The sequence below is a fragment of the Microcoleus sp. D3_18a_C4 genome, assembly GCF_036702415.1.
Taxonomy (GTDB): Bacteria; Cyanobacteriota; Cyanobacteriia; order Cyanobacteriales; family Microcoleaceae; genus Microcoleus.
Genome location: NZ_JAUBTI010000001.1, coordinates 52657 through 74288, shown reverse-complemented (window position 1 = coordinate 74288; position 21632 = coordinate 52657). Strand labels below are relative to the sequence as shown.

The 21632-nt window shown below is 45.3% G+C and carries 23 protein-coding genes; 7 read left to right on the top strand and 16 right to left on the bottom strand.

Annotation, left to right across the window (positions count from 1 at the left end; genetic code table 11):
• Window positions 1-133 precede the first annotated feature (133 nt).
• A complete protein-coding gene (locus tag QUB16_RS00390) occupies window positions 134-478 on the top strand; it encodes a DUF779 domain-containing protein (RefSeq protein WP_333313225.1) in 345 nt (114 codons plus the stop codon).
• Between the two features lie 530 nt (window positions 479-1008).
• Here QUB16_RS00390 and QUB16_RS00385 read toward each other — a convergent pair.
• Entirely contained in the window at window positions 1009-1560 is a 552-nt protein-coding gene (locus QUB16_RS00385; protein WP_333313224.1) for a DUF2854 domain-containing protein, read from the bottom strand.
• 319 nt (window positions 1561-1879) lie between these two features.
• Between QUB16_RS00385 and QUB16_RS00380 the strand changes: the two genes are divergently transcribed.
• Window positions 1880-2140 (top strand): hypothetical protein, encoded by a 261-nt coding sequence (locus QUB16_RS00380; RefSeq protein WP_006632500.1) that lies wholly within the window; start codon window positions 1880-1882, stop codon window positions 2138-2140.
• Window positions 2141-2342: 202 nt separating this feature from the next.
• Window positions 2343-2513: a hypothetical protein gene (locus tag QUB16_RS00375; protein ID WP_333104150.1), complete on the top strand. Its 171-nt coding sequence runs from the start codon at window positions 2343-2345 to the stop codon at window positions 2511-2513.
• Window positions 2514-2900: 387 nt separating this feature from the next.
• Here the strand turns inward: QUB16_RS00375 and ppk1 are convergent, their stop codons facing one another.
• Together ppk1 and QUB16_RS00365 are read right to left on the bottom strand one after the other, a co-directional pair.
• A complete protein-coding gene (gene ppk1 / locus QUB16_RS00370; protein ID WP_333313222.1) occupies window positions 2901-5084 on the bottom strand; it encodes a polyphosphate kinase 1 in 2184 nt (727 codons plus the stop codon).
• Window positions 5085-5330: 246 nt separating this feature from the next.
• Window positions 5331-9323, bottom strand: coding sequence for a HEAT repeat domain-containing protein (locus QUB16_RS00365; RefSeq protein WP_333313221.1), 3993 nt, complete (start codon window positions 9321-9323; stop codon window positions 5331-5333).
• Window positions 9324-9631: 308 nt separating this feature from the next.
• Here QUB16_RS00365 and QUB16_RS00360 point away from each other — a divergent pair, with 308 nt between their 5' ends.
• On the top strand, window positions 9632-10282 hold the full coding sequence (locus QUB16_RS00360) for a retropepsin-like domain-containing protein (RefSeq protein ID WP_333313219.1): 651 nt from the start codon (window positions 9632-9634) through the stop codon (window positions 10280-10282).
• A 50-nt stretch (window positions 10283-10332) separates the two neighbouring features.
• Here QUB16_RS00360 and QUB16_RS00355 read toward each other — a convergent pair whose 3' ends face one another.
• Window positions 10333-10551 carry a helix-turn-helix domain-containing protein gene (locus tag QUB16_RS00355; protein WP_006632503.1) on the bottom strand — a complete coding sequence of 73 codons (219 nt, stop codon included), beginning with the start codon at window positions 10549-10551 and terminating at the stop codon, window positions 10333-10335.
• Between the two features lie 298 nt (window positions 10552-10849).
• Here QUB16_RS00355 and QUB16_RS00350 point away from each other — a divergent pair, with 298 nt between their 5' ends.
• A complete protein-coding gene (locus QUB16_RS00350) occupies window positions 10850-11320 on the top strand; it encodes a hypothetical protein (protein ID WP_333313217.1) in 471 nt (156 codons plus the stop codon).
• A gap of 105 nt (window positions 11321-11425) precedes the next feature.
• Here QUB16_RS00350 and QUB16_RS00345 read toward each other — a convergent pair whose 3' ends face one another.
• The 11 genes from QUB16_RS00345 to QUB16_RS00295 form a co-directional block, all read right to left on the bottom strand.
• Window positions 11426-12814 (bottom strand): UDP-glucose/GDP-mannose dehydrogenase family protein, encoded by a 1389-nt coding sequence (locus tag QUB16_RS00345; RefSeq protein WP_333313216.1) that lies wholly within the window; start codon window positions 12812-12814, stop codon window positions 11426-11428.
• A 223-nt stretch (window positions 12815-13037) separates the two neighbouring features.
• On the bottom strand, window positions 13038-13976 hold the full coding sequence (locus QUB16_RS00340; protein WP_332984036.1) for a UDP-glucuronic acid decarboxylase family protein: 939 nt from the start codon (window positions 13974-13976) through the stop codon (window positions 13038-13040).
• Window positions 13977-14376: 400 nt separating this feature from the next.
• On the bottom strand, window positions 14377-14562 hold the full coding sequence (locus QUB16_RS00335) for a hypothetical protein (protein WP_333280537.1): 186 nt from the start codon (window positions 14560-14562) through the stop codon (window positions 14377-14379).
• Between the two features lie 4 nt (window positions 14563-14566).
• Window positions 14567-15130 (bottom strand): zeta toxin family protein, encoded by a 564-nt coding sequence (locus QUB16_RS00330; RefSeq protein ID WP_333313214.1) that lies wholly within the window; start codon window positions 15128-15130, stop codon window positions 14567-14569.
• A gap of 79 nt (window positions 15131-15209) precedes the next feature.
• Window positions 15210-15638: an HNH endonuclease signature motif containing protein gene (locus QUB16_RS00325; protein WP_333313213.1), complete on the bottom strand. Its 429-nt coding sequence runs from the start codon at window positions 15636-15638 to the stop codon at window positions 15210-15212.
• Entirely contained in the window at window positions 15635-15994 is a 360-nt protein-coding gene (locus QUB16_RS00320) for a hypothetical protein (RefSeq protein WP_333199098.1), read from the bottom strand. Before QUB16_RS00320 ends, QUB16_RS00325 begins: the two co-directional genes overlap by 4 nt.
• 58 nt (window positions 15995-16052) lie before the next feature.
• On the bottom strand, window positions 16053-16235 hold the full coding sequence (locus tag QUB16_RS00315) for a hypothetical protein (RefSeq protein ID WP_333313212.1): 183 nt from the start codon (window positions 16233-16235) through the stop codon (window positions 16053-16055).
• A gap of 12 nt (window positions 16236-16247) precedes the next feature.
• A complete protein-coding gene (locus tag QUB16_RS00310) occupies window positions 16248-16550 on the bottom strand; it encodes a type II toxin-antitoxin system RelE/ParE family toxin (protein WP_333223215.1) in 303 nt (100 codons plus the stop codon).
• A 6-nt stretch (window positions 16551-16556) separates the two neighbouring features.
• Window positions 16557-16814 carry a type II toxin-antitoxin system ParD family antitoxin gene (locus QUB16_RS00305; RefSeq protein ID WP_333199092.1) on the bottom strand — a complete coding sequence of 86 codons (258 nt, stop codon included), beginning with the start codon at window positions 16812-16814 and terminating at the stop codon, window positions 16557-16559.
• Between the two features lie 179 nt (window positions 16815-16993).
• The gene (locus QUB16_RS00300; RefSeq protein ID WP_333223213.1) at window positions 16994-17122 is read right to left on the bottom strand and encodes a hypothetical protein; all 129 of its coding nucleotides are present in this window, start codon (window positions 17120-17122) and stop codon (window positions 16994-16996) included.
• Window positions 17123-17152: 30 nt separating this feature from the next.
• The gene (locus tag QUB16_RS00295) at window positions 17153-17641 is read right to left on the bottom strand and encodes a helix-turn-helix domain-containing protein (protein WP_333313209.1); all 489 of its coding nucleotides are present in this window, start codon (window positions 17639-17641) and stop codon (window positions 17153-17155) included.
• A 531-nt stretch (window positions 17642-18172) separates the two neighbouring features.
• Here QUB16_RS00295 and QUB16_RS00290 point away from each other — a divergent pair.
• Window positions 18173-20845: a hypothetical protein gene (locus QUB16_RS00290; RefSeq protein WP_333313208.1), complete on the top strand. Its 2673-nt coding sequence runs from the start codon at window positions 18173-18175 to the stop codon at window positions 20843-20845.
• Between the two features lie 8 nt (window positions 20846-20853).
• Here QUB16_RS00290 and QUB16_RS00285 read toward each other — a convergent pair whose 3' ends face one another.
• The gene (locus QUB16_RS00285) at window positions 20854-20979 is read right to left on the bottom strand and encodes a hypothetical protein (RefSeq protein WP_333313207.1); all 126 of its coding nucleotides are present in this window, start codon (window positions 20977-20979) and stop codon (window positions 20854-20856) included.
• Window positions 20980-21013: 34 nt separating this feature from the next.
• On the opposite strand from QUB16_RS00285, the gene QUB16_RS00280 reads away from it, so the two are divergent.
• Window positions 21014-21595 carry an Imm30 family immunity protein gene (locus QUB16_RS00280; RefSeq protein WP_333313205.1) on the top strand — a complete coding sequence of 194 codons (582 nt, stop codon included), beginning with the start codon at window positions 21014-21016 and terminating at the stop codon, window positions 21593-21595.
• Window positions 21596-21632: the final 37 nt, after the last annotated feature.

Below are 21632 nucleotides of genomic sequence, written 5' to 3'. Positions count from 1 at the left end.
ATGCCTGTTCCACAAAGAGTGAATTTTCTGCTTGTGGGGTGGGCGTCCCGCCCGCCCAAAAATACAATTTAGATGCCCGAAAGCTTACTACAAACTCATAATAATAACTAGAAATTGTTCTAAACAGACTGCAATGGAAACTGCCAAAGTCACCGCAACAGAAGCCGCTTTAAAATTAATCAATCATCTCAAAACTCAACACGGAGAATTGATGTTTCACCAATCCGGCGGCTGCTGCGACGGTAGTTCTCCCATGTGCTTTCCCGATGGCGAATTGATAATCGGTGATGGTGACGTATTACTCGGCGAAATAGGCGGTTGTCCCTTTTATATTGCAGCGCAGCAATACAAATATTGGCAGCACACGCAGTTAATTATAGACGTGGCATCGGGGCCAGGAGGCAGCGATTTTTCCCTGGAAGGGCCGGATGGAGAACGTTTTATTACTCGTTCTCGCTTGTTTGCTAAGGCTGATTAACTCTGTTTATCCTTAACTTGCCTCCAGTTTCTCTAAAAACATTAATTTGCTTAAGTCTGAAACCCGGTTTCTTTCAGGGGAGCGAAAAAACCTATTTTATTTAAGTTTTTATCTAAGTTTCTCGCGTGGGCTAACGATGACCAATTTTATGACGAGGGCAAAGGCATCTTATTTTTATAAGAGTTGCTGGACAAAGGTTTCAGCCATTATTTGAGTTTGGTTGCCAAAAATTAAACCCTTGTTGAATCAGCAAAATTGCCAGATAAGCTCCTGATGTTCCTGCGCCGATAATACCTATCCTACTCTGGGACGAAACCTTTTGTGCTTCTCCAGATTTAAGATTGCCGATCGCTTCTAAACTACTATTTTAATTAAGGAAAATCTAATTTGCGCGATCGCCCAATTGCGGCTTGAGTTTTTGTTGATAGCGACAGGTTTCAAGCTGCCGCTAAAATCAGTATCTAAGCTGATGCAGGATTAATGTTTAATGGATGACTTCAAAATTCACGCACTCAAAACTTAAGACTACTTTAAGCTTGAGCATTTTTAATGAGAGCCAATTCAATTTTGTCACCAGCCTTTTGAGTCACTTGTGCGCGCAAACCCGGCCCAAAAAAAGTAGCTATTTTGTCTTGCTTTTCTTCCCATAAGTCGATCGGCAGTAGTGGCGAATAAAACTCTAAAATTAACCCATAAGCACCGTCAACATCAACTTCCCGTAACCCTTGCAGGAGAGGCCGTTCCTCGTCTGTCGGGGCCAGGCCCAAGCGCTCCAAAGCATCATCTAAGTGCGCGGGTTGGCCGTAGCGAAATCGAGTGATATCTTTGCGGACTTGGTTTTGAGTATCTGTGGCCTGACTTTCTCGCAGGAGGAGAACTTCAGCAGAGGTTGGTTCGGTGAACTCCACGGGTTCGAGTTCGGCCGCTTTCAGGGCCAAACCTCCCAGCAACAGCGGAATTCCATAAAAAAACCCGGCTAGGTTCAGGGTAGGTCTGTCTGTGAAGTAGGCTCCGAACCCGACTGCTGCTATAATACCGCCAACAACTAAGGCTAGGTTTGCTAAAGAAATTTTGCGTAACATATTAGTGAGGTAAGTAGTCCGACAGAAATAATATACTTTAATTATTATCTGTCAAAAAGTCTTGAATAAATTTAGTTTTTTTGCCAAAAGACGTGCAAAAACTGCTAGCATCTATGAGCGCGGGAGCGGTGTGCATCCACAGTCTTGTCTCTAGCTTCAGAAGCTTATCCAGCCGGACTCGCCCGGGCGCGCCATCGGTAAATATCCGTGTTAATAGCGTGGCTTTGGTTCCAGAAGGCAATCGAGATCGGCAGTATCATCAAAGTATACAGAGTGGCATCGCGATCGACACTCTTGCCCTTTCAACCATTTTTCGGACATGATTAAAGACGAAGACAAACAAACTGCTGGAGCAAACAAGGCAGTTCTGGAGCAGATTAACTCGCTCAAGCGCGAAGATGAAAGGCTTTATAATATCTTAGCGATCGATGTCTGGGCCCTAGCCAAGACAATGGATGAATATCAACCGGGATTTTGGGCTGCTTTTATGAAAAACCGGGAGAAAGCCCTGAAGCGATTTTTAGCTGGAATGATGAAAAATAAACCCGCAGATACCAAACGTCCGCCTTTTTTGCGCTAAAATGTGGCTGGAGTTTGGCTGAGGTTTTGATGTACCATCAAACTATCACACAGACTCAAAAACCCTGAGCAGGTTCATCACTTCCCATATATAAACAGTGAAGGATTTGCCCAAAAAGGTATGTCGGTGAATTAAGAATCTCCGTCTGTTCGCAGAGGGGAATGTCAAATATTTTTGTTAATACTAGCAAAGGCAAAAAACAATGGATGCACAGACAATCAAAGAGCGCGTAGCACAGATCGAAGTCAAGCGGGAATCCCTCGTGCGGCTGTTAGATCGATCGGACTTGGGAGCCATGAGAATAGATGTGAGTCAGGCGATCGAAGAAATTGATGATCTCTTAGAAGAATTCAAGCGTACTTTTAACAGTTAAGTAGTCAGTAGTCAGTAGTCATTAGTCAGTAGTCAGTAGTCAGTAGTCAGTAGTCATTAGTTGTCAGTGGTTGGCTAAGCTGTCGCGCCTTTAATTTGCACATAGCAATCCTTTCGTCAGTTATAAACGTGGTTTGGGTTTCTAGTCGGGACGGGCTAGAAGCCCATCCCACAACTGGGAGGGACGGGCTAGAAGCCCATCCCACAAATCATGCAAGGATTGCTATAGTCATGTTAGTAAAAATCTGGTGGGGTGGGCTTCTAGCCCGCCCAAAAAGTTAAAATCAAATGCAGTACAGCTTAATAGCTAACAAGAACCGACCACTGCTAACTGCAAATTTGACAACTGACAACTAATGACTACTGACTACTGACTAATGACTAATAACTAATTCAAAACCATATCCATCAAAATTTGCTGAGAGCTCACCTCCGGGCAATTAGCAGGCGGCCGCCGTTGAGAGTAGTGTCCCGAGGGCTGCAAATCCCAAGCTTGGCGGTTGTCAGCCAGCATTACTCCCAAAATTTCTTGCAATTCCTTGGCAATTGTTGGGTCTTCCACGTGAACTATGGCCTCAACCCGTCTTGTGAGATTGCGCTGCATCCAATCAGCAGAACCAATATACACCTCTTCGTCGCCACCGTTGAAAAAATAAAACATCCGAGAATGCTCTAAAAAGCGACCGATAATACTGATAACTCGGATATTTTCGCTAACACCCTCAACGCCGGGACGCAAACAGCAAATCCCCCGAATAATCAAATCAATTTTAACTCCCGCTTGCGAAGCTTCGTACAAAGCAACAATGATTTGAGGGTCAACTAAAGCGTTCATTTTAGCGACAATGCGGCCACAGCTACCGATGCCGCCTTCGGCCTGCAAGCGGCAGAATTCTGCCTCGCGGCGGATTAAAGCTAAAAATCGATCGCGCATATTGACCGGTGCCACCAATAATTTGCGATAAGATACCTGCCGCGAATAACCAGTCAAATAATTAAACAAATCCGTCAAATCCGATCCCAAATCCTCGCGACAACTCAACAAACCCACATCGGTATAGAGTCCGGCTGTTTTGGGATTGTAATTGCCAGTGCCGATGTGGACGTAGCGGCGGATGTAATCGTCCTCGCGACGCACTACCATCACAATTTTGGTGTGGGTTTTGAGTCCCACCAAACCGTAAACTACGTGGACTCCAGCTTGTTCTAACTTGCGAGCCCAATTAATATTATTTTCTTCGTCAAACCTAGCTTTGAGCTCTACTAAAACGGCTACCTGCTTGCCGTTTTCCGCTGCTTGAATTAAGGCGCTGACGATCGGCGAATCACCCGAAGTGCGGTATAAAGTCATCTTAATCGCTAACACGGAGCGATCGTGCGCCGCCTCAGTAATAAACCGCTGTACCGTCGCCGCAAACGAGTGATAGGGATGGTGCAGCATCAAATCCCCCTGCCGGATGGCGGTGAAAATATCCTCACCCTCTTCAGCATCCAACATCAATTTGCCTAAAATCATGGGTGATTCCGAGTTCCGCAAACGGGGCGGCACAACCGGAGTCCAAGGCGGGTCTTTCAGTTCCGGCACCGGCAGCCCCACAAAAGACATCAAATCCTTGAGGCCTAGCAGCCCCTCTACGACGTAAACATCTTGCTCACTGAGATCCAGCTCCTCCATCAGCATATCTCGCAGCGCAGGGGGCATAATCGCTTGAATTTCCATCCGTACCGCAGAACCTCCAAACCGGCGCTTGCGGAGTTCCTGTTCTATTGCCAGCAGCAAATCCTCTGCCTCATCTTCCTCCACCGTCAAATCGGAATTGCGAGTAATGCGGAACGGGTGATATTCCTGAATGTCCATCCCCGGAAACAAAGCTTCTAAATTGTGGGCAATCACCTGTTCTAGGGGCACGCCAGTCCAAACAGGAGATTTGCCCCTCTGCTGCCACTGCAAATCCCCCGGTAGCGGCACAAACCTCGGCAAAACCTGCGGGACTTTGACGCGGGCAAACAATTCTTCGCGCGTGTCGGGGTCTCTGACTACTACTGCTAAATTGAGGCTGAGATTGGAAAGGTAGGGGAATGGGTGGCTGGGGTCAACTGCTAGGGGAGTGAGTACGGGAAATACTTGTTCTTTGAAGTAGCGGTGCAAGTAATTGCGCTGTTCTTGATTGAGGTCAATGTAGTCGAGAATGTAGATTTCGCTTGCTGCTAGTTTCGGCCGCAGGGTTTGCTCAAAATACGAGTGCTGCTGAGTAACCATCGGCAAAAGCCGCTTGTTCAGGGCATCTAGCTGTTGTTGGGGCGTGCGGCCGTCGGAGGTCAATTTGCTGACTTTTGCGTGTACTTGTTGTTTGAGGGCGCCCACGCGCACCATAAAATATTCGTCTAGGTTGGAGCTAAAAATAGCTAGAAATTTGAGTCTTTCTAGGAGGGGCGTGCGGGGGTCGAGGGCTTCGTGGAGCACGCGGTTGTTGAATTCTAGCCAACTTTGTTCTCGGTTGAAGTAGTATTGAGGATCGCTGAGGTTGATTTCAGTGTAGGTTTTGGCTGGGGTCTTTTTTGGCTTGGGCATGGTTTGGGGGAGTCTTTGGGAGGCTCGGTGATGGCATCTCTAGAAATAGTATTGTAGGTTAAAGGATTGGTTCGCATCTGCTTTTGGTCGATCGCACGTTTTTGTGATTCCTGTAGGGAAACGGCATTGCCGTGTCCGGCCCCTGGATCTGGGACTTATCCCCTCGCCCCAATCCAATTCTGTACCGCATTCGGCAAGTCCTCTTGATTTCGCGGAAAACCTGTTAACGGCAATTCCAGCGGTGGGTTAAGCGTGCCATGCTTGATAAAATTCTGGGTAAGTCATATTTTCGGCACACTCCCAGATGACTTCGTGACATCTTTCATTCCGACCAAAATTATTTTTGTAGATTTCGGAAGTTAGGCATTTTTTTAAACCTGAAACTGCGGTAGCGAAATGTTTACCTTTCATAATTTTCAGTAAGCTATCTGCCGGGTCAAAAATAGAATATTCAGGGTGATAATTAGGAATCAACTCTATTAAAGTCGCGATCGCAACTGGGTGATATTTCTCTATTTTCCCTAAGCTAGATGCCGCTCGACACCGGGTATCTGCATCACGTGAATTGCGGATGAAATCGACTAAAGTGGCGATCGCAACTGGGTTATTTTTGTCTATTTCACCCAAATATTCTGCCGCTTGAAGCCTGGTCAGTTCATCACCTGAAGTGCGGATTAACTCGATGAAAGCGGCGATCGCAACTGGGTTATTTTTGCCTATTCTTTTTAATTTATTTCCCAATTCCCACAGATGATAGGCATTCTGAGAAGTGCCAAGCAACTCGACTAAAGTGGAGATCGCAACTTGGTTATTGTTATCTATTTCCCCTAAGCTAGATACCGCTTCAAGCCGGGTATATTCACCTTGAGAAGTACCGAGAAACTCGACTAAAGCGGAGATTGCCTCTGGGTTATTTTTGCCTATTGCCCCTAAGCTTTTTATTGCTTGACACCGGGTACTTTCAGCACCGGAATTGCGGATTAACTCGACTAAAGCGGCGATCGCAACTGGGTTATCTTTACCTATTTTACCTAAGCTATCTGCCGCTGACCACCGGGTCCTTTCATTGGAATTGCGGCTTAACTCGACTAAAGCGCTGATTGCAACTGGGTTATCTTTATCTATTTTCCCTAAGCATTCTGCCGCTCGCCACCGGGTAACTTGATTACGTGAAGTGCGGATTAACTCGACTAAAGCGGAGATCGCAACTGGGTTATTTTTGCCGATTCTTGCTAATTTTTCTGCTGCTTGATAACGAGTATCTTTAGGACGGTAGTTGCGGATTGACTCCAATAAAGTTTCGATCGCTACCGGGTTATCTTTGTCTATCCTACCTAAAATTTCTGCCGCTCGCTCTTGGGTAACTTTATGCTCTGAAGTGCGAATTAACTCGACTAAAGCGGCGATCGCAACAGGATTATCTTTGCCTATTTTCACTAAGCTATATGCCACTATTATACAGGTAGGTACGTGATTCCACCCGAAAACCGGGTAGAAACCGTTCTCAACTGAATTGCGGATTAGTTCGACTAAAGCGCCGATCGCTTCTGGGCTATCTTTTCCTATTTCCCCCAAGCTATATGCCGCTCGCTTCCAGGTGTCTTTCTCAACTGAAGTGTGAATTAACTCTGCTAAAGCGGAGATCGCTACTGGGCTATCTTTATCAATTTTACCCAAGATATCTGCCGTTTGCCACCGAGTAACTTCATCCTGAGTAGTATTGATTAATTCGACTAAAGCGGCGATCGCGTCTGGGCTATTTTTGCCGATTTCCCCCAAACTTCTTGTCGCTTCCCTCCGGGTATATTCATCACCTGAATTGCGGATTAACTCGACTAAAGCGGAACCCGCCTTTTCCCGATCCGTCTCTTTCAGAACTTCCCTTGCTCTATCGACAATTGGATCGAGAAATGTCCGCCAATCCTGTTTTTGCTTATTAAAATAACCAAATCGCCAAATAACAATCTGCGACACAATCTCATCAGCAAGACTACAATCTTTAAACTCAGCAATCCCCGCAGCCGCTAGAAAATATGCCCGATATCCATAAAATTTATCCCACCCAACCTTAAACTTAACCAACGCCTTAATAAAAGCTTCCTTTTCCTCCTTCCCAACCTCCTCACGCCCCAACCACAGCAAAATAACCTCTTTCCACTGCTTCTCAAAAATGCGATATCTAGCATCAGGATGTTGCGGATTCTTAGGAAAGTGATTCAAGAAAAAGTGCCAATCCTCAACCGCCAACGCCGCAAAATATTCCTGAAACGTCGGATGGTAAAAAGCATAAATCCCCTCCGCCGTCTCCGCATCCCTCGCCACTAAATTCAGCCAACCCAAATCGCAAGCTAACTCAAACTGCGATGCACCCATCACCCGATATCCCACACTTTCGGGCAACTGAAACCGATCCGTTTCATTTAACATCCCTGAAAGTGCCAATTTCCCCAAAGCCACATTCAATTCCTGCTGCTGAATCAAATTCAGGCCCGGTTTTTTCCACTGATAAAAAGTTGTCACAAACCGCTGATAAAGCTTAGCCTTAGTATCCGGTAAATCCCCATCCAACGACTGCCAAGTGCCGCACAATAACGAACATCTCAGGGGATTTTTCACTAAATCTTGAATTCGCTCTTTTCCCGATGCTGCTAATGCTTCGCGTAGCTGTTGAGAAAGATCCCCCCCAGCCCCCCTTAATAAGGGGGGAGTAAGAGTTTCCCCTTCTTGTTTCCCGCCCCCGTCTTCTCTTGTCCCCCCCCTTCTTAAGGGGGGGGTAGGGGGGGATCGAAACCATTTATCGATAAACATTTCTACTTGTTCGGGATAGGAAAATTCCAGAGTGCGATAAGTATCAAAAGTATCCAACGCAGAGCCGATCGCATCCCAAACATTCTGCCGACAACTTAGCACAATTCGCGCCTTTTGAATGCAGCCGCCGGTTCTAATTTGCCGCTGAATTTCCGCCAAAGGATTTTCATCTCCTACAGCCATCTCATCCGCCCCATCCAACACCAACCAAACGCGCTCAGCATTAAACTGTGCTAAAAAATCATCCTTAATTTCCGCAGTCGCCTCAGCCTTCCCAATTCTCTTAATAGCCGCCAACAGCCAATTATCAAATAAATACGGTTCTAATTCCTTCCCCTGCAAATCCGCCAAGGATACCCAAATTACAATCGCCTCGGAAATTTCAGCCGCTACCCAATTCGCAATCTGCCGCAACAGCGTTGTTTTCCCTGCCCCCGGTTCCCCAATAATTCCTAACCGCTTCCCCTTGCTTTTAGGGCTACTTCCTTGCTGGATTACTTGCTCAAGAAACTCCCTGTGTTCAAATGTTTGAGTAACTTCCTTTTCCCGGTACAAATCCGAACCTTCCTCAGCCCCAACCTCCTCGCGTCGCTGAGTCACTTTCTGTCGTTCCACTAATCCCAGCGGCACATAAACATCATCTATTTGATGGTTGCCAAAAGTTAGCTGATTGCTACTAAGCCGCTGCTGTTCTTTCTCCTCTAATATCTGCTGGCAAATAGCTTGCCAGTCAATCGGCACGTATGCAATGCTGCTCTTTTCAACTATCTCCTCAAGCAAAGCCTTTAGCTGTTCAATCAAAGCGTGAGTTTCTGCGGTTTGGGTATCATTTCGCGTTAAACTTTGCGCTGTAAAAATCTGGAACACCTTTTCATTGTCCTTGATTTCCTCGGCAAAGTATGCAGAGACTAAGCTAAACAAATTTTCCTTTAATTTAGCTTGATAAAGTGTGACATCACAATCTTTTATGGCCACTTCCAGCAGTTTACTTTCAACTTCTTGAAAGCGATTTTGGCTTAACTCGTTTCTGGAACTTAGCAGCAATTCTATCTCATCTAAACCTTCTATGGGAATCCCAGAAGGGGCTGTTTCTTTGTTAACCTGCTTTAATTCAGATTTTAAGTGCTTAATCTTCTTATCTAGCCATTCTAAATAAGGACGGTCTTGAGGCAAGTAAATCAGGAGTGCTTTAGAAGCCCTGCGAGACGGCTCAACCAATTCTTTATAACATTCTGAGGCGATTTGTTGCTGAGCTTTCAGGAAAGAACGTTTCAGCGCTTTTTCTAAATCGTGATTGACAATTTTACCATTTCGTGATAGCTTATTTACTCCCTTCAAACAGAGGTGCTTGACTGCATCATTGGCTTGAGTGCCGACTATCCCATCGAAAGCGACCTTGAGAAGACCTCCCAATAGCAAAGCATCTAGCATTTGACGGTTCTCCTAATTTCAGGCTCCAAGCGGGTTATTTCAATGATAGACCAATACTGCTAAGTGCGAAGGTTGTCGGAAGAGAGGAACGAAGCGATCGCAGAGACTATGACACTTCTGAATTGATTTGTACCTGAACCGATTACTTTGGCTCTCTTGCCCTTTTTCGCCCGCATACCTCATGTGACGGAGAAAGACTATATAACTCTTCCATTTTTTGCATAAATCCGCTCTGCGATCGCACAACCAGATTCCAAATGCTATAATTAATTATCCTAAATTGTATAATCATAATAATCCCCAAATTTATGACTAATACACCCTCGAAAGAACAAAGTCGCGAGATGCTAAAGTGGCTCAACCGCAATCGACTGGATTTATTAGATTTCTATCGCAATCAATATGTTGCTTACAACGCCGATCGATTAATCGCTCACAGTGAAAATTTGCGGGAAATTTTGGATTTAGCTCAAGCTTCTGGAGAGCTTTATGCAATTTATTTGGTTCCCCGTTCCACTGCTTCTATTCAAATTTTATCTATTCGCTTTCGGACAGTTTCTCGCCATAATTGGCAGCCCAACTATCATGTTAAAATGAAGCATAGAGATGTAGAAATTTCTACAACTATGTTAGTAGATTCCGGCGCTGAACAGAGTTTAATTTCCTTTAAACTTGGTCAAGACTTAGGATTTGCTTTAGCTGATGCAGAATCTTCGTTATTGGCAGAAACTGTAGGCGGAAGAGTTGAGTATGTAATCCGCAATGTTGAAATGACTATTGACGGACACGGTTTTATTGCTCCCGTCGCCTGGTTGCAAACCAATACAGGTGGAGAACAATTGCTTTTAGGCCGAGAAGTCGTGTTCGATCGCTTCAACATTGAATTTAGGCAAGCTGAAGAACAAGTCTTATTTACTTGGCGGGAAGACTTCTGGTCACAAACGCCTATTGGTCAATAATCTACACCAAAAGGTCGAGCGCAAAACAAAACTCGATCGCCAAACAGCACCTACTTTTCGAGGATTACCACGAAATCCTCAATCATCACATCAAAGGTGCGAGCCAGCTTGTGGACTGCAGCAAAGTCAACCATTGCCATCCCCTGAGAACGGGCATAATTGCTAATCGTACTGTAGCCCACGCCCGATCGCTCCGCAACTTCCTTGAGCGTCCATCCCTTCTCGGCAGCCAACTCTCGAACCCGCAATCTGACTAAGCCTTTGCTCATATTCACTATTTACAAAATTTTGGATTTAGTATAATATATCAAAAAGCGATCGCCCCGGTCATTCGATTTTAGATTTTAGATTTTAGATTTTAGATTAACTCTAAAGATGAATCTGGGAGCTTGAACGTTGGTCGAAAATTTTGCGCCTCTCATGGCAGAAGTCGCGGATTGTCTCCGTTTTGCGGCGGAGTCAACGAAACTAAAGACGAACACCAGTTAAAATTAATCCCGACAGATAATTTCTGTCGATCGCACTTAGCAGAGATAGATTTAGCTACCACAACCAGATGCAACTCCAATGATATCAGAGAATCAGTTAAGATCGTCAGCGATCGGCGAATCAAAAATTATTCACAAATCGTCGATCGTCAATCCGCGATCGAGATTTGTCACCGAAGAAACAGTAGCACTCCTGTTCAACATATCACCGGAACAGATATACCGGATCGAATGCTGCCACAACGTGGTGTACGTTCATGCCAAAGGCCTGAGTCGATTTGTCAGCTACGCCGATTTCCCCCCTATCTTAGAAGTAAAACGGCCCTGTGCTCAAGATTTTGTCGCCTGGTACAAACGCTGGAAACGGACACAAGCACCCGAATTTTGGACTAAATTCTATACGTACAACTTCAAAGCGGCTGTTTCAGTTGACAGCTTGCTTGAGTGGGGTAAATTAGTAGCTACAGTTAAATCGGTAATTTCTGCCTCAGCGCTGCAACAGCTACGAGATGTTTACGTTCAAGAAAAAACATTGATGGAAAATTTTTAGAGCAGGCGGGGCGGGTAAACCGGCAATTGTTGGCCACCAGCAAGATAAATGTAAGGTGCGCTTCGGCGCACCCTACGAAATTGAGATTCTACTCAAAACTCTTCTTTACCTTCCAATCCCCACATATTGGAAACCAGCCGCTTCTAAAGCCTTCTTGTCTAAGAAATTGCGGCCATCAATCATCACCGCATGATCCATCAACTTCGCCATTTTCTCGTAATCTAAATTGCGGAACTGTTCCCAGTCAGTCACCAACACCAAAGCATCGCAACCGTCTGCCAACCTTTCCGGGTCAGTTTCTACCAAAACTCCCGACAAACCGTGACGCATCCCAGTTTGAGAAACAATCGGATCGTAAGCTTTAACTTTCGCTCCCAACCGATTCAAACTCTCGATTAAAATCAGCGCTGGAGCATCCCGCAAATCGTCAGTATCCGGCTTGAAAGTCAAACCCAAAAGTCCGATAGTTTTACCTTTGAGAATCTTCAAAACGTGCTGCAACTTTTCAATAGCAATGAAACGCTGGCGTTGGTTAACTTCCACTGCCGCTTTCAGCAAATGCGCCTCGTAACCGTAATCGTCAGCAGTGTGAACTAAAGCCGAGACATCTTTGGGGAAACAAGAACCGCCCCAACCAATGCCAGCTTGCAGAAACTTGTTGCCAATCCGTGAATCTAAACCGATACCTCGGGACACTTGAGTAACATCTGCACCGACGCGATCGCAAATATTAGCAACTTCATTAATAAAGCTAATCTTCGTAGCCAAAAAAGCATTAGCTGCGTACTTAATCATCTCCGCTGAACTGATATCAGTCATCACCACAGGAACTTCCGGCAAAGACGGATTTTCTGCGAACTTGCGATCGACAATCGGCCGGTATAACTGTAGCATCATATCCATAGCCCGCCGAGAATTGCTGCCGAGAACAATGCGATCGGGATTAAAAGTATCGAAAACAGCACAGCCCTCCCGCAAAAACTCCGGGTTGCTAACCACATCAAATTGAACACCTTTGTTTGCTGCTACTTCCTCACCAGTAACCTCGTCACCGCTGTGAGGTTTTTGACGTTCTGCTAAACCGTCTAGTACAATTCTTCGCACCCAGTCCCCGGAACCGATGGGCACTGTAGATTTGTTTACGATTACTTTGTAATCGCCGTCGAGGTGAGCTCCAATTCCACGAGCAACCGCTTCCACGTAGCGAGTATCGCTTTCCCCAGTAGGCAAAGGAGGCGTCCCCACGGCAATAAACAAAATATCCCCGTGAGACACTCCTGCTGCTAAATCCGAAGTAAATTCTAGATTGCCCGACGCAGATGCAGAGGACATTAATTCAGACAGTCCAGGTTCAAAAATAGGCGACTGTCCCGACTTCATTAATTTAACTTTTTCTTCGTTGTTGTCTACGCAAATCACGTGGTGGCCGATGTGGGCCAAACAAGTGCCGGTGACTAAGCCAACATATCCTGTACCGATGACACAAACCTGCATACAAATGTCCTCAAAGTTGGTAAATAAATCAGATGGGATGTTGAAACAAGAAGGAAGAACGGAGAAGGCTTTAGTTATCTAGGAGAGAAGGAAAAAACAGCTTGTAGGGGTAGTGCTACCCCTACTCCCCGTGCATACCCCTAGCGAGGGCAACCACGGGGGGTTTGCCCCTACCAATCTCTGGGGCAACCACGGGGGGTTTGCCCCTACAAATCCTCACTCTCTACTTTTGGTTTCCCTCGATGCGATCGCGAAAATCCTTTATAGTCAACTCTAAACCTCGATCCAGCGGCACAGTTGGCTCCCACCCCAACCAAGTTTTAGCACGAGTAATATCCGGTTGTCGCTGTTTTGGATCGTCTTCCGGCAGCGGTTTAAAGATAATTTCTGCCCCTGGATTAATCGTGTTTTGAATTTTTTGTGCCAGTTCCAATATAGTGTATTCGCCGGGATTCCCCAAATTCATCGGCCCGATTTTGTCGCTATTCATCAAACGAATAAATCCTTCCACCAAATCAGAAACGTAGCAGAAACTCCGCGTTTGGGAACCGTCGCCGTATACTGTCAGCGGTTGATTCCGCAAAGCTTGAGCAATAAAATTGCTGACTACTCTGCCGTCATTTTCCAACATCCGCGGGCCATAGGTATTGAAGATTCGCACAACTCGAATGTCTACACCATTTTGACGGTGGTAATCAAAAGATAGGGTTTCAGCTACTCGCTTCCCTTCGTCGTAACACGATCTGATCCCGATACAATTAACGTTGCCGCGATAATCTTCTGTTTGTGGATGTACGTCAGGATCTCCGTACACTTCGGAAGTGGAAGCCAGAAAGAATCTTGCTTTTACCCGTTTAGCCAATCCCAACATATTCATCGTACCGATGACGTTTGTTTTAATTGTCTTGACAGGGTTGTACTGATAGTGTATTGGGGAAGCGGGACAAGCCAGATGGTAAATCTGATCTACCTCTAACCGAATCGGTTCGGTGATGTCGTGGCGGATCAGCTCAAAATACGGGTTGTCTAGCCATTTGAGGATATTGCGTTTAGTACCGGTGTAAAAATTATCTAGGCAGACTACCTCATGTCCTTGGGCCATTAAGCGATCGATTAGGTGGGAACCGAGGAAACCCGCGCCGCCTGTGACTAAAATTCTCATTGTGGAAACTGCCGTTCTGTTTAGGGGTAGGACTGGAGTACAAAAATTCAGTCGCTCGAATGAAACTTACTAATAGAATAACAAAATTGCGATCGCCAATGTAAACACTTCTGCGTCTCTTTCATCAAATCTTTAATTAACTTAGCATTTGCCAATACTTTGAACAAAGTGCTATAATTCGCAAATGTGGGTAGCAATTTTTATTTAACTTTTAATATTTCCGCAAAAATACTGTTGACAATAATTCTGTTTTGAGTTAAGGATTATTGGTTGTTTGTTATGCGCTAGCTTCTGTGTTTAGTTATGTAAGGGTTTACGCATAAATACCCAAAAAACCGGGTTGTTCGCGACTGTTAAAGCGTCAATGAAGTATTTCCGTAAACAACCCGATTTCTCAAGGCTAAAAAGCAGTATCGCTGTCTGCTCTGGGTGGAATCTCAGCAGCAGTTAAAGTCACGATTTTTCCGTCACGCCAGATTCTAATCGATTGTCCTAGTCTGCGGTGTTTTTCAATTGCTTCGGCGATGGCTGCTTTGACACCTGCGTCAATGCGATCGGATAACTTGACAAGTCTTTTTTCAGTCATTTTACTAATTTATAATGCGATTCCAAGTTTCACGGTCAGAGATTAGGGTTTCCCCTTCCGCACTTCCTTCAGCAATTAGTCGGATAGTATCTCTAGAATTATCATAGACTATCCAGCTATCGCACAATGGTAAGTATAATGAAGTTAAGTTTCTGCGTCCGCGATCGTATCGCCTGCGGATGACATCTTCCGGAATAGAATGTCCACCACTTTCCACCCGTTGTTGCACCCGTTCAATTGCCATTTCTGGGGATTGCAGCCAGAAGTAAATCAGGTTGATTGTGTAGCCTTTGGTTTTACAGTTGCTCAAGAATCGAGCAAAGTTACGAGCTGCTAAAGTTGTCTCGAAAGCGAAATCAGTGCCAGAGTCTGATAAAGTCCGCAGTCTTTGTATCATTAAGCGTCCTGCGAGGATGGCGACTGACTCTGGATTGAATTGGGACATCCCGGCGGCGATCGCATCTGCATTGACATATTCAAAACATTCTAAAAAATCAGGTAACAATCTCAGGGAAACTGTCGTTTTGCCTGAACCATTAGGGCCGCCAATAATGTAAATATTTGGCATAATTGCGTTTCAACTTTTACTCATAGTCTTCTAGATCAAATTCAATATAGAGGTTATGGTGTGGCTTGAACACGATCGCTTAATTGGGTTTTGTTAACGATCGAATTTTGATCGATAGCTTACGTTCGGTCAGACATTCTGCACGATTAACCTGCAATAAACGCACAGTGACTCGACCGATCGCAGTTAGAGGTTCGATTGTACCACTTTCAGTTTGAAGTTGAAAATGGTCTTCCCAGCTATCTTTTCGAGGGTTGTAAAGTCGAACCACTTCATCTGTTTCTGGATCGATCGAGGCAATGTTGCTGCCTTTATTTTTGTTACAAATTGAGCAAGACAAAGCCAGATTATTTTCTACTGTTTCGCCACTGTGTTTTTCTGCAATGATATGGTCTATTTGATGAGACGAGAGGGCGAGTGTTTCTGGGATTAAACAATATTCGCAGTATCCGTTGGCGCGATCGCATACCATTCGTCGCAGACTAGCTGAAACGTAGGTTTTACTCATGCTGCCTCGCTCAGTTTCAGCAGGGCTTGCGCTTTGGCAATGCGTACTAAATGTTCGACAAATTCGTATTGCTGCCACAAACGCTGCTCCATCGGCGTGAGTCCTTCTGTGCGATTTTTCTCTAATAAAGTATCGATTTCAGCTTGAAGATCGTCGGATAAACGCAGGGCTAATATTTCTTGTGGCGAGGGTAAACTTGCTATAAATTCTAATATCTTCGTTAGCCCCGAAAATCCGCTTGAAGGATTGGCTTCGACTTCCCTCAATCCCAGCATCAAAATCTGTGGTAACTCATCTTTGAGAGTATCTAGCCGCAGTGCTAGTTCGTCGGGAATTTGAAGGGTAATTGTTGCCATTTTTTTACTCACTGACGCTCTCATTGAATGGTAGCACAATAGACGACGGGAATTATAATTATATAGGGTCGTTATTGGATAGCGGTGGAATCTCAGCAGCAGTTATAGTCACGATTTTACCATCACGCCAGATACTAATTGATTGTCCTAGTCTGCAGTGTTTTTCATATGCTTCGGCAATTGCTACTTTCACACCTGCGTCAATTTTTTCATATAACTTACAGAGTTCTTCTTCAGTCATTTGATTCCTAACCTATGCTCCATTCTCTTCAAAAAAAGCTTCTAAATCCCGATCGCCTCTGATAATTCTCATAATTTCAATTCCATCGTTCGCGATGCGGTAAAAGATAATGTAGTTTTGCACAGGAATACCGCGCAAGTAGGGGCGAAGTTGACTATAAGTGCGTCCCATCAGAGGAAATTGTGTCAAGTAGCGGCATTTTTTAGTGAATTCATCGATGAATCGTTCGCCTGCTTCAACGTTGCGTGCGACGAAATAGTCTGCGATTTCGTCAAGGTCGCGAATCGCTTCAGGTGAGATGATATATTGGCTCATCAGGGATTATACCGATCGAGCTTTGTGAAATTTGGCTCTAATTTGAGCGATCGCCGTTTCACCATCCACTCCTTCACCGCGATCGAGTTGTGTGGCGGCGATGTCGATTTTGGCGCAAACTTCTTCTACCCAGCGATTGTATCGATCGCGTTTTTCCAGCAGCCGTAGCGCGTCAGCAATGATTTCGGTAACGTTGGTATAGCGCCCGCTAGCGAGTTGGGCTTGGATGAGTTGTTCTTGTTCGGGGGTGAGGGTGATACTCATAGGTAAAGATCGGCTGGCTATTGTTTTATTGCAGTTCGGGGGGATTGCACGTTTGTCTCTATTCTATTCTAATCTATGACTGATGCGTTACATTGCACTAGCAATACCTACTACTATTTATCGATCGCAATCGCTAGTTCGTCGCGAATTTGAATGGTAATTCTTGCTATTGTTTTTAGTCACTGATGCTCCGATCGAATCATAGCACAATAGAAGCGCGATCGCCCTTTTGTGAGAAATGCAGTGTGCGATCGCCCCGCGCGATCGGGTAAAGGTGCGATCGCGCTTCCAGATTTTAGTCGCTTCACCCTACCAATCTGTTGATTTGTGGCAAAATTTTAGTTACCGTTGTTATCGTTGATGTCTAGATTTTGTATTGAGAGTTCTGAATCTGGTGAAGTAGGTATTTGCAGCTTGAAAACAATTACTATTTGATTTTTCTCAATACTTATATTACTTATATTAACTACACTATTTTCCGGTAATAAATCTTTGGTTTGGAATTTAGCAGACGACTGAGTTTTATATCCAGCATCCTCAAGCCATTCCGCAATATTTCTCCAATTTTCTATCTTTTCAACGCCTTTACCCAGAAAGGCTTTAACGTATTTATAAATAGTGGCACACAGGTCAGTTTCAACACCCTTGGGATTCTTTTTCAGCTTTTCGGCGATTTCAGCGGGACTGTAGCCACAAAGCAACCCCCGCAGATGCAGCTTTTCTACGGGGGTGAGGGGCTTTCCCTTAACGGCGGCCAAGTCCGAGTACAGAGTTTTTAAGTCCCAGCGGCTTTCGGCTTCGACGAAGCGATCGTTTGTGGATGCCATAGATGGGTGTCTCTAAATTTCCTGATGGAATTCTAACATAACTCCTGATGAGTGTCAGTTTATTGCCAGACTCCGCTAGCGTATGATAAGTGAATGCTAAAGCGCAAGTAATGAAATTTAAAAGTCAAAACCTTTGTGGGAGGGCTTTTTAGCCGTCACTGACTACAGTTAGCGACCCGACAGGGGAGTAAGGCTGAACTTTGGTAAGTTTCTCGCTTTGACTCTAGTTTCGGCCACTGCCAGTAATTTTTTTAATTTATTTTCTGGGATTTTGCATAATTTTCTGGATTTGCCCCTGATAAATAAATGGGAGGCTGCAATGCGCCTTCTGCAGACTGAGTTCTTTGTGAGTGCGATCGCGACGAAAGCTTTGCTATGCAAGAGTTTTGCGATAGAAAATCCCTGACTTCGCATAAATTTAGGGCGATCGCAGGATCTAAAAATACAGGCTAGCAAGTCATTTTTTCAGAGATGGAGAAAGACTTGTAGCTCGAATAGGGATAAATCTAGTATTCACACTGAGATTGCAACATGAACATTAATGGAACGTTGGCTGACGATACTCTCAATGGCACGCCCGATGCAGATTTAATATTTGGACAACAAGGCTCTGACTTAGTGTTTGGCAGTGATGGAGACGACTTAATCTACGGGAAGCAAGGAGATGACAAGCTATACGGTAATGAAGGTAATGATACCGTCTACGGTGGCAAAGGTAACGATACAGTTTACGGAGGCAAAGGTGACGATCGGCTATTTGCTAATGCTGGAGATAACTTGATATACGGCAACGAAGGCGAGGATACAGTTGATGGCGGAATAGATAACGATACAGTTTACGGTGGTAAAGGCAATGACAGCTTGTTTGGCAACTTGGGGAATGACATTCTCTATGGAGATCAGGGAGCAGATACCTTAACTGGGGGGAATGGTAACGACACTTTTTTTATTGGTAAAAATACTGGGGGTACTGAGCTTTCGGATGCCGATTTGATTGTTGATTATACAGAGGGTGAGGATGTAATTCAGTTAAGGAACGATGTTGCCTTTGATGACCTCAAGATTTATGTGGGCACAGGGGTTAATGCTGGCTACACGATTATTCAGGATGACTTAACAGGGCAATATTTGGCAGTTTTGGAGGGTGACGCCAGATTGACTATTGCTGATTCTAGCAAGATTGTGAGTCTGACGCCTGCGCCTTTGCCGACTCCGACGCCTGTGACGACTCCGACGCCTGCACCGACACCTGCGCCGACACCTGCGCCGACTCCTACGCCTGCGCCTGTGACGACTCCGACGCCTGCGCCGACACCTGTGACGACTCCGACACCGGAGCCGAAGCCTTCAATCACCCCAAGTGCAACGACTCCGACGCCTGTGACGACACCTGTGACGACACCTGTGACGACGCCTGTCACAACGCCGACACCTGTGACGACTCCGACACCTGTCACAACGCCGACACCTGTGACGACTCCGACACCTGCGCCGACACCTGTCACAACGCCGACGCCTGTGACGACTCCGACGCCTGTGACGACTCCGACGCCTGTGACTACGCCGACGCCTGTGACGACTCCGACGCCTGTGACTACGCCGACGCCTGTGACGACTCCGACGCCTGTGACGACTCCGACACCTGTGACGACTCCGACACCTGTGACGACTCCGACACCTGTCACAACGCCGACACCTGTGACGACTCCGACGCCTGTGACGACGCCGACGCCTGTGACGACTCCGACGCCTGTGACGACTCCGACACCTGCACGTGTAAAACCGACAGCGTTTGATGAAAAATTCTATCTAATGATGAATTACGATGCAACCAAGGCTATTTCTACTAGGAGCGTAAAAAATGCTTTGGAACACTACGAAACTGTAGGTAAAGTTGAAGGTCGCGCCAGTGCCCCTTCTTTTGTGAGCACTTTTAACATTGAATTCGACTATCGGTTTGATACGACTGGGTTTTTCAAGAATAACCCCAACCGTCAAGCTGTTTTGGAATCCGCAGCTACCTACTGGGAATCTGTCATTCAAGATGAATTTGAAAACATTCCCGTTGGCACTAAACTTTCTGTGCAGAATCCTTCTACAAAAGAGATAGAGACTGTGGTTTTAGATCGGGAAATTGACGATTTCCTGATCTTTGTAGGCGCTGGTCCTATCAATGCTGCGGGGATAACTTACGGGTATTCCGATCCAAAAGCTTTCCGCGATCGAATCGACGGAGTAAATTACGAACCTTTTGTAGGGAGCATTGCATTTGATATCAATATCCCCTATGTAGTCGATTCAACGCCATTTGATTTTACTGACACTCCCAGCGAACCGGGCACTCCTGGCCCTGGCGGTGGTGTTACCAGCCTTTTTATCAGTGCCGCCCATGAGTTACAACACGCACTGGGGTTTACTAATGGATCACCAGCTTTCAATGCGCGAATAAATGGAAGCTCTTTTGACGGCCCTAATGCCAGGGCTGCTAATGGGGGTAATCCTTTGCCTCTTAAACCCGCTCCTGACTTATCTCATTTAATCAGTATTGTGAGCAGTGGTGGTTTGCCATCTCTTCTAGGTGACGGCGGCGGTGCAGGGTTACAAATCCCCACTAAGGTTGACTTGTCACTGTTGGCAGATATTGGCTACAAATTTGACGGATTTACGGCTCAAGATTCAACACCAACCACTGCAACTGAGGGAGATGATAACGTCATTGGCACAGATTTGCCTGATACTCTCAACGGTTTAGGCGGTAACGATCGCATTTACGGTGTCGCTGGTAATGATAGCCTGATTGGAGGTGGTGGCAATGATACGAGCAATGGTGGCGGTGGCAATGATATCCTCGTCGGTGGTGATGGTAATGATATCCTCATCGGCGGCAGTGGCAATGATAGCTTGATTGGAAGTGCTGGCAATGACAACCTTACTGGTGGTGATGGTCAGGATACTTTTGTATTTGGTGATGCTAATGGTCAAGATAATATCAGTGATTTTGTTGTGGCTGATGACAAGATACAGCTAGCTGCTAGTCTTGGTTTTAGTGACGGAGCGGCTGCTTTTGCTGCTAGTGGAAACTTCTTCAATGGCCCCAATACTTTTACTGGAGCCCTGTTTTCTCGGATCACTCTCAGTCCTGGGAATACGATCCAAGTGCTTCACACTCAACCTCTGACGGCGGCTAATATCATTATTTTCTAATCTCGTCTTCAGACAAGTTTAGAATCAGAGCGATCGCCCTTAAGCTCCAAAAGTGCGATCGCTTCCCATTCACCCCAAGTAATCTTCCATGATTTAATTAAAATAGCAAACCCTTTTTCACTACAAGCTGGCATGGTAGGGTAATTTTGAGAAAGTGGGAGAAATAAGATGAACGTTACTCAATTAATAGAAACATTAAATGCTAATAAATTTATGCGCTCTAATGAGGAAGTGATGAGTTTTGGATACGCTTTAGCCGAACTTGCCCTACATCTTAACAGCGAATATTTGCCAGAACTCTATCTGGTTTTAGATGACAGATGCGAACAACATGAAGTCATGTATGGTCTCATTCATTTTATGGAGTCTTTTGAACTCAAAGACCAGTTGCAGGCGTTTATTGATAGCATAGACCGGATGATTGTTAATGCTAAAGAATGGACAATGATTCTAATTTATGGAATCCTCAATCAGGATTTAGCCCGGAATTTATATAGCCAGATGTTACATTCTACAGATTCTCAAAATCGGGATTTATGTACGCATTTGCTGCGCGAAATAGCCGCTAATGAATCCCCTCCTTTATCTTCCCATGCTGAGTCAGTTATTTCCAGCGCAACTGCGATCGACATTAATATTGATGAAATTCAGAGGGATCTGTCGAGCTTTCTTAAACTCATCCAAGATGGGAATATCTTGGTACTCTTGCAAGACGATCGGCCAATAGCCGAAATTAAACCTATCAAATAAGATGTAAGCCGCTCTCAGGATGAGCGATCGCCCTTCC

What these genes read in the sequence shown, in the direction of transcription:
- QUB16_RS00280 (WP_333313205.1), top strand. Translation starts at nt 21,014, where the DNA reads ATGAACGTTACTCAATTAATAGAAACATTAAATGCTAATAAATTTATG.
- QUB16_RS00365 (WP_333313221.1), bottom strand. Translation starts at nt 9,323, where the DNA reads ATGCTAGATGCTTTGCTATTGGGAGGTCTTCTCAAGGTCGCTTTCGAT.
- QUB16_RS00345 (WP_333313216.1), bottom strand. Translation starts at nt 12,814, where the DNA reads ATGCAGGTTTGTGTCATCGGTACAGGATATGTTGGCTTAGTCACCGGC.
- QUB16_RS00330 (WP_333313214.1), bottom strand. Translation starts at nt 15,130, where the DNA reads ATGCCAAATATTTACATTATTGGCGGCCCTAATGGTTCAGGCAAAACG.
- QUB16_RS00325 (WP_333313213.1), bottom strand. Translation starts at nt 15,638, where the DNA reads ATGAGTAAAACCTACGTTTCAGCTAGTCTGCGACGAATGGTATGCGAT.
- QUB16_RS00315 (WP_333313212.1), bottom strand. Translation starts at nt 16,235, where the DNA reads ATGACTGAAGAAGAACTCTGTAAGTTATATGAAAAAATTGACGCAGGT.
- QUB16_RS00320 (WP_333199098.1), bottom strand. Translation starts at nt 15,994, where the DNA reads ATGGCAACAATTACCCTTCAAATTCCCGACGAACTAGCACTGCGGCTA.
- QUB16_RS00390 (WP_333313225.1), top strand. Translation starts at nt 134, where the DNA reads ATGGAAACTGCCAAAGTCACCGCAACAGAAGCCGCTTTAAAATTAATC.
- ppk1 (WP_333313222.1), bottom strand. Translation starts at nt 5,084, where the DNA reads ATGCCCAAGCCAAAAAAGACCCCAGCCAAAACCTACACTGAAATCAAC.
- QUB16_RS00310 (WP_333223215.1), bottom strand. Translation starts at nt 16,550, where the DNA reads ATGAGCCAATATATCATCTCACCTGAAGCGATTCGCGACCTTGACGAA.
- QUB16_RS00375 (WP_333104150.1), top strand. Translation starts at nt 2,343, where the DNA reads ATGGATGCACAGACAATCAAAGAGCGCGTAGCACAGATCGAAGTCAAG.
- QUB16_RS00290 (WP_333313208.1), top strand. Translation starts at nt 18,173, where the DNA reads ATGAACATTAATGGAACGTTGGCTGACGATACTCTCAATGGCACGCCC.
- QUB16_RS00350 (WP_333313217.1), top strand. Translation starts at nt 10,850, where the DNA reads ATGATATCAGAGAATCAGTTAAGATCGTCAGCGATCGGCGAATCAAAA.
- QUB16_RS00355 (WP_006632503.1), bottom strand. Translation starts at nt 10,551, where the DNA reads ATGAGCAAAGGCTTAGTCAGATTGCGGGTTCGAGAGTTGGCTGCCGAG.
- QUB16_RS00295 (WP_333313209.1), bottom strand. Translation starts at nt 17,641, where the DNA reads ATGGCATCCACAAACGATCGCTTCGTCGAAGCCGAAAGCCGCTGGGAC.
- QUB16_RS00340 (WP_332984036.1), bottom strand. Translation starts at nt 13,976, where the DNA reads ATGAGAATTTTAGTCACAGGCGGCGCGGGTTTCCTCGGTTCCCACCTA.
- QUB16_RS00380 (WP_006632500.1), top strand. Translation starts at nt 1,880, where the DNA reads ATGATTAAAGACGAAGACAAACAAACTGCTGGAGCAAACAAGGCAGTT.
- QUB16_RS00360 (WP_333313219.1), top strand. Translation starts at nt 9,632, where the DNA reads ATGACTAATACACCCTCGAAAGAACAAAGTCGCGAGATGCTAAAGTGG.
- QUB16_RS00335 (WP_333280537.1), bottom strand. Translation starts at nt 14,562, where the DNA reads ATGACTGAAAAAAGACTTGTCAAGTTATCCGATCGCATTGACGCAGGT.
- QUB16_RS00305 (WP_333199092.1), bottom strand. Translation starts at nt 16,814, where the DNA reads ATGAGTATCACCCTCACCCCCGAACAAGAACAACTCATCCAAGCCCAA.
- QUB16_RS00285 (WP_333313207.1), bottom strand. Translation starts at nt 20,979, where the DNA reads ATGCCAGCTTGTAGTGAAAAAGGGTTTGCTATTTTAATTAAATCATGG.
- QUB16_RS00385 (WP_333313224.1), bottom strand. Translation starts at nt 1,560, where the DNA reads ATGTTACGCAAAATTTCTTTAGCAAACCTAGCCTTAGTTGTTGGCGGT.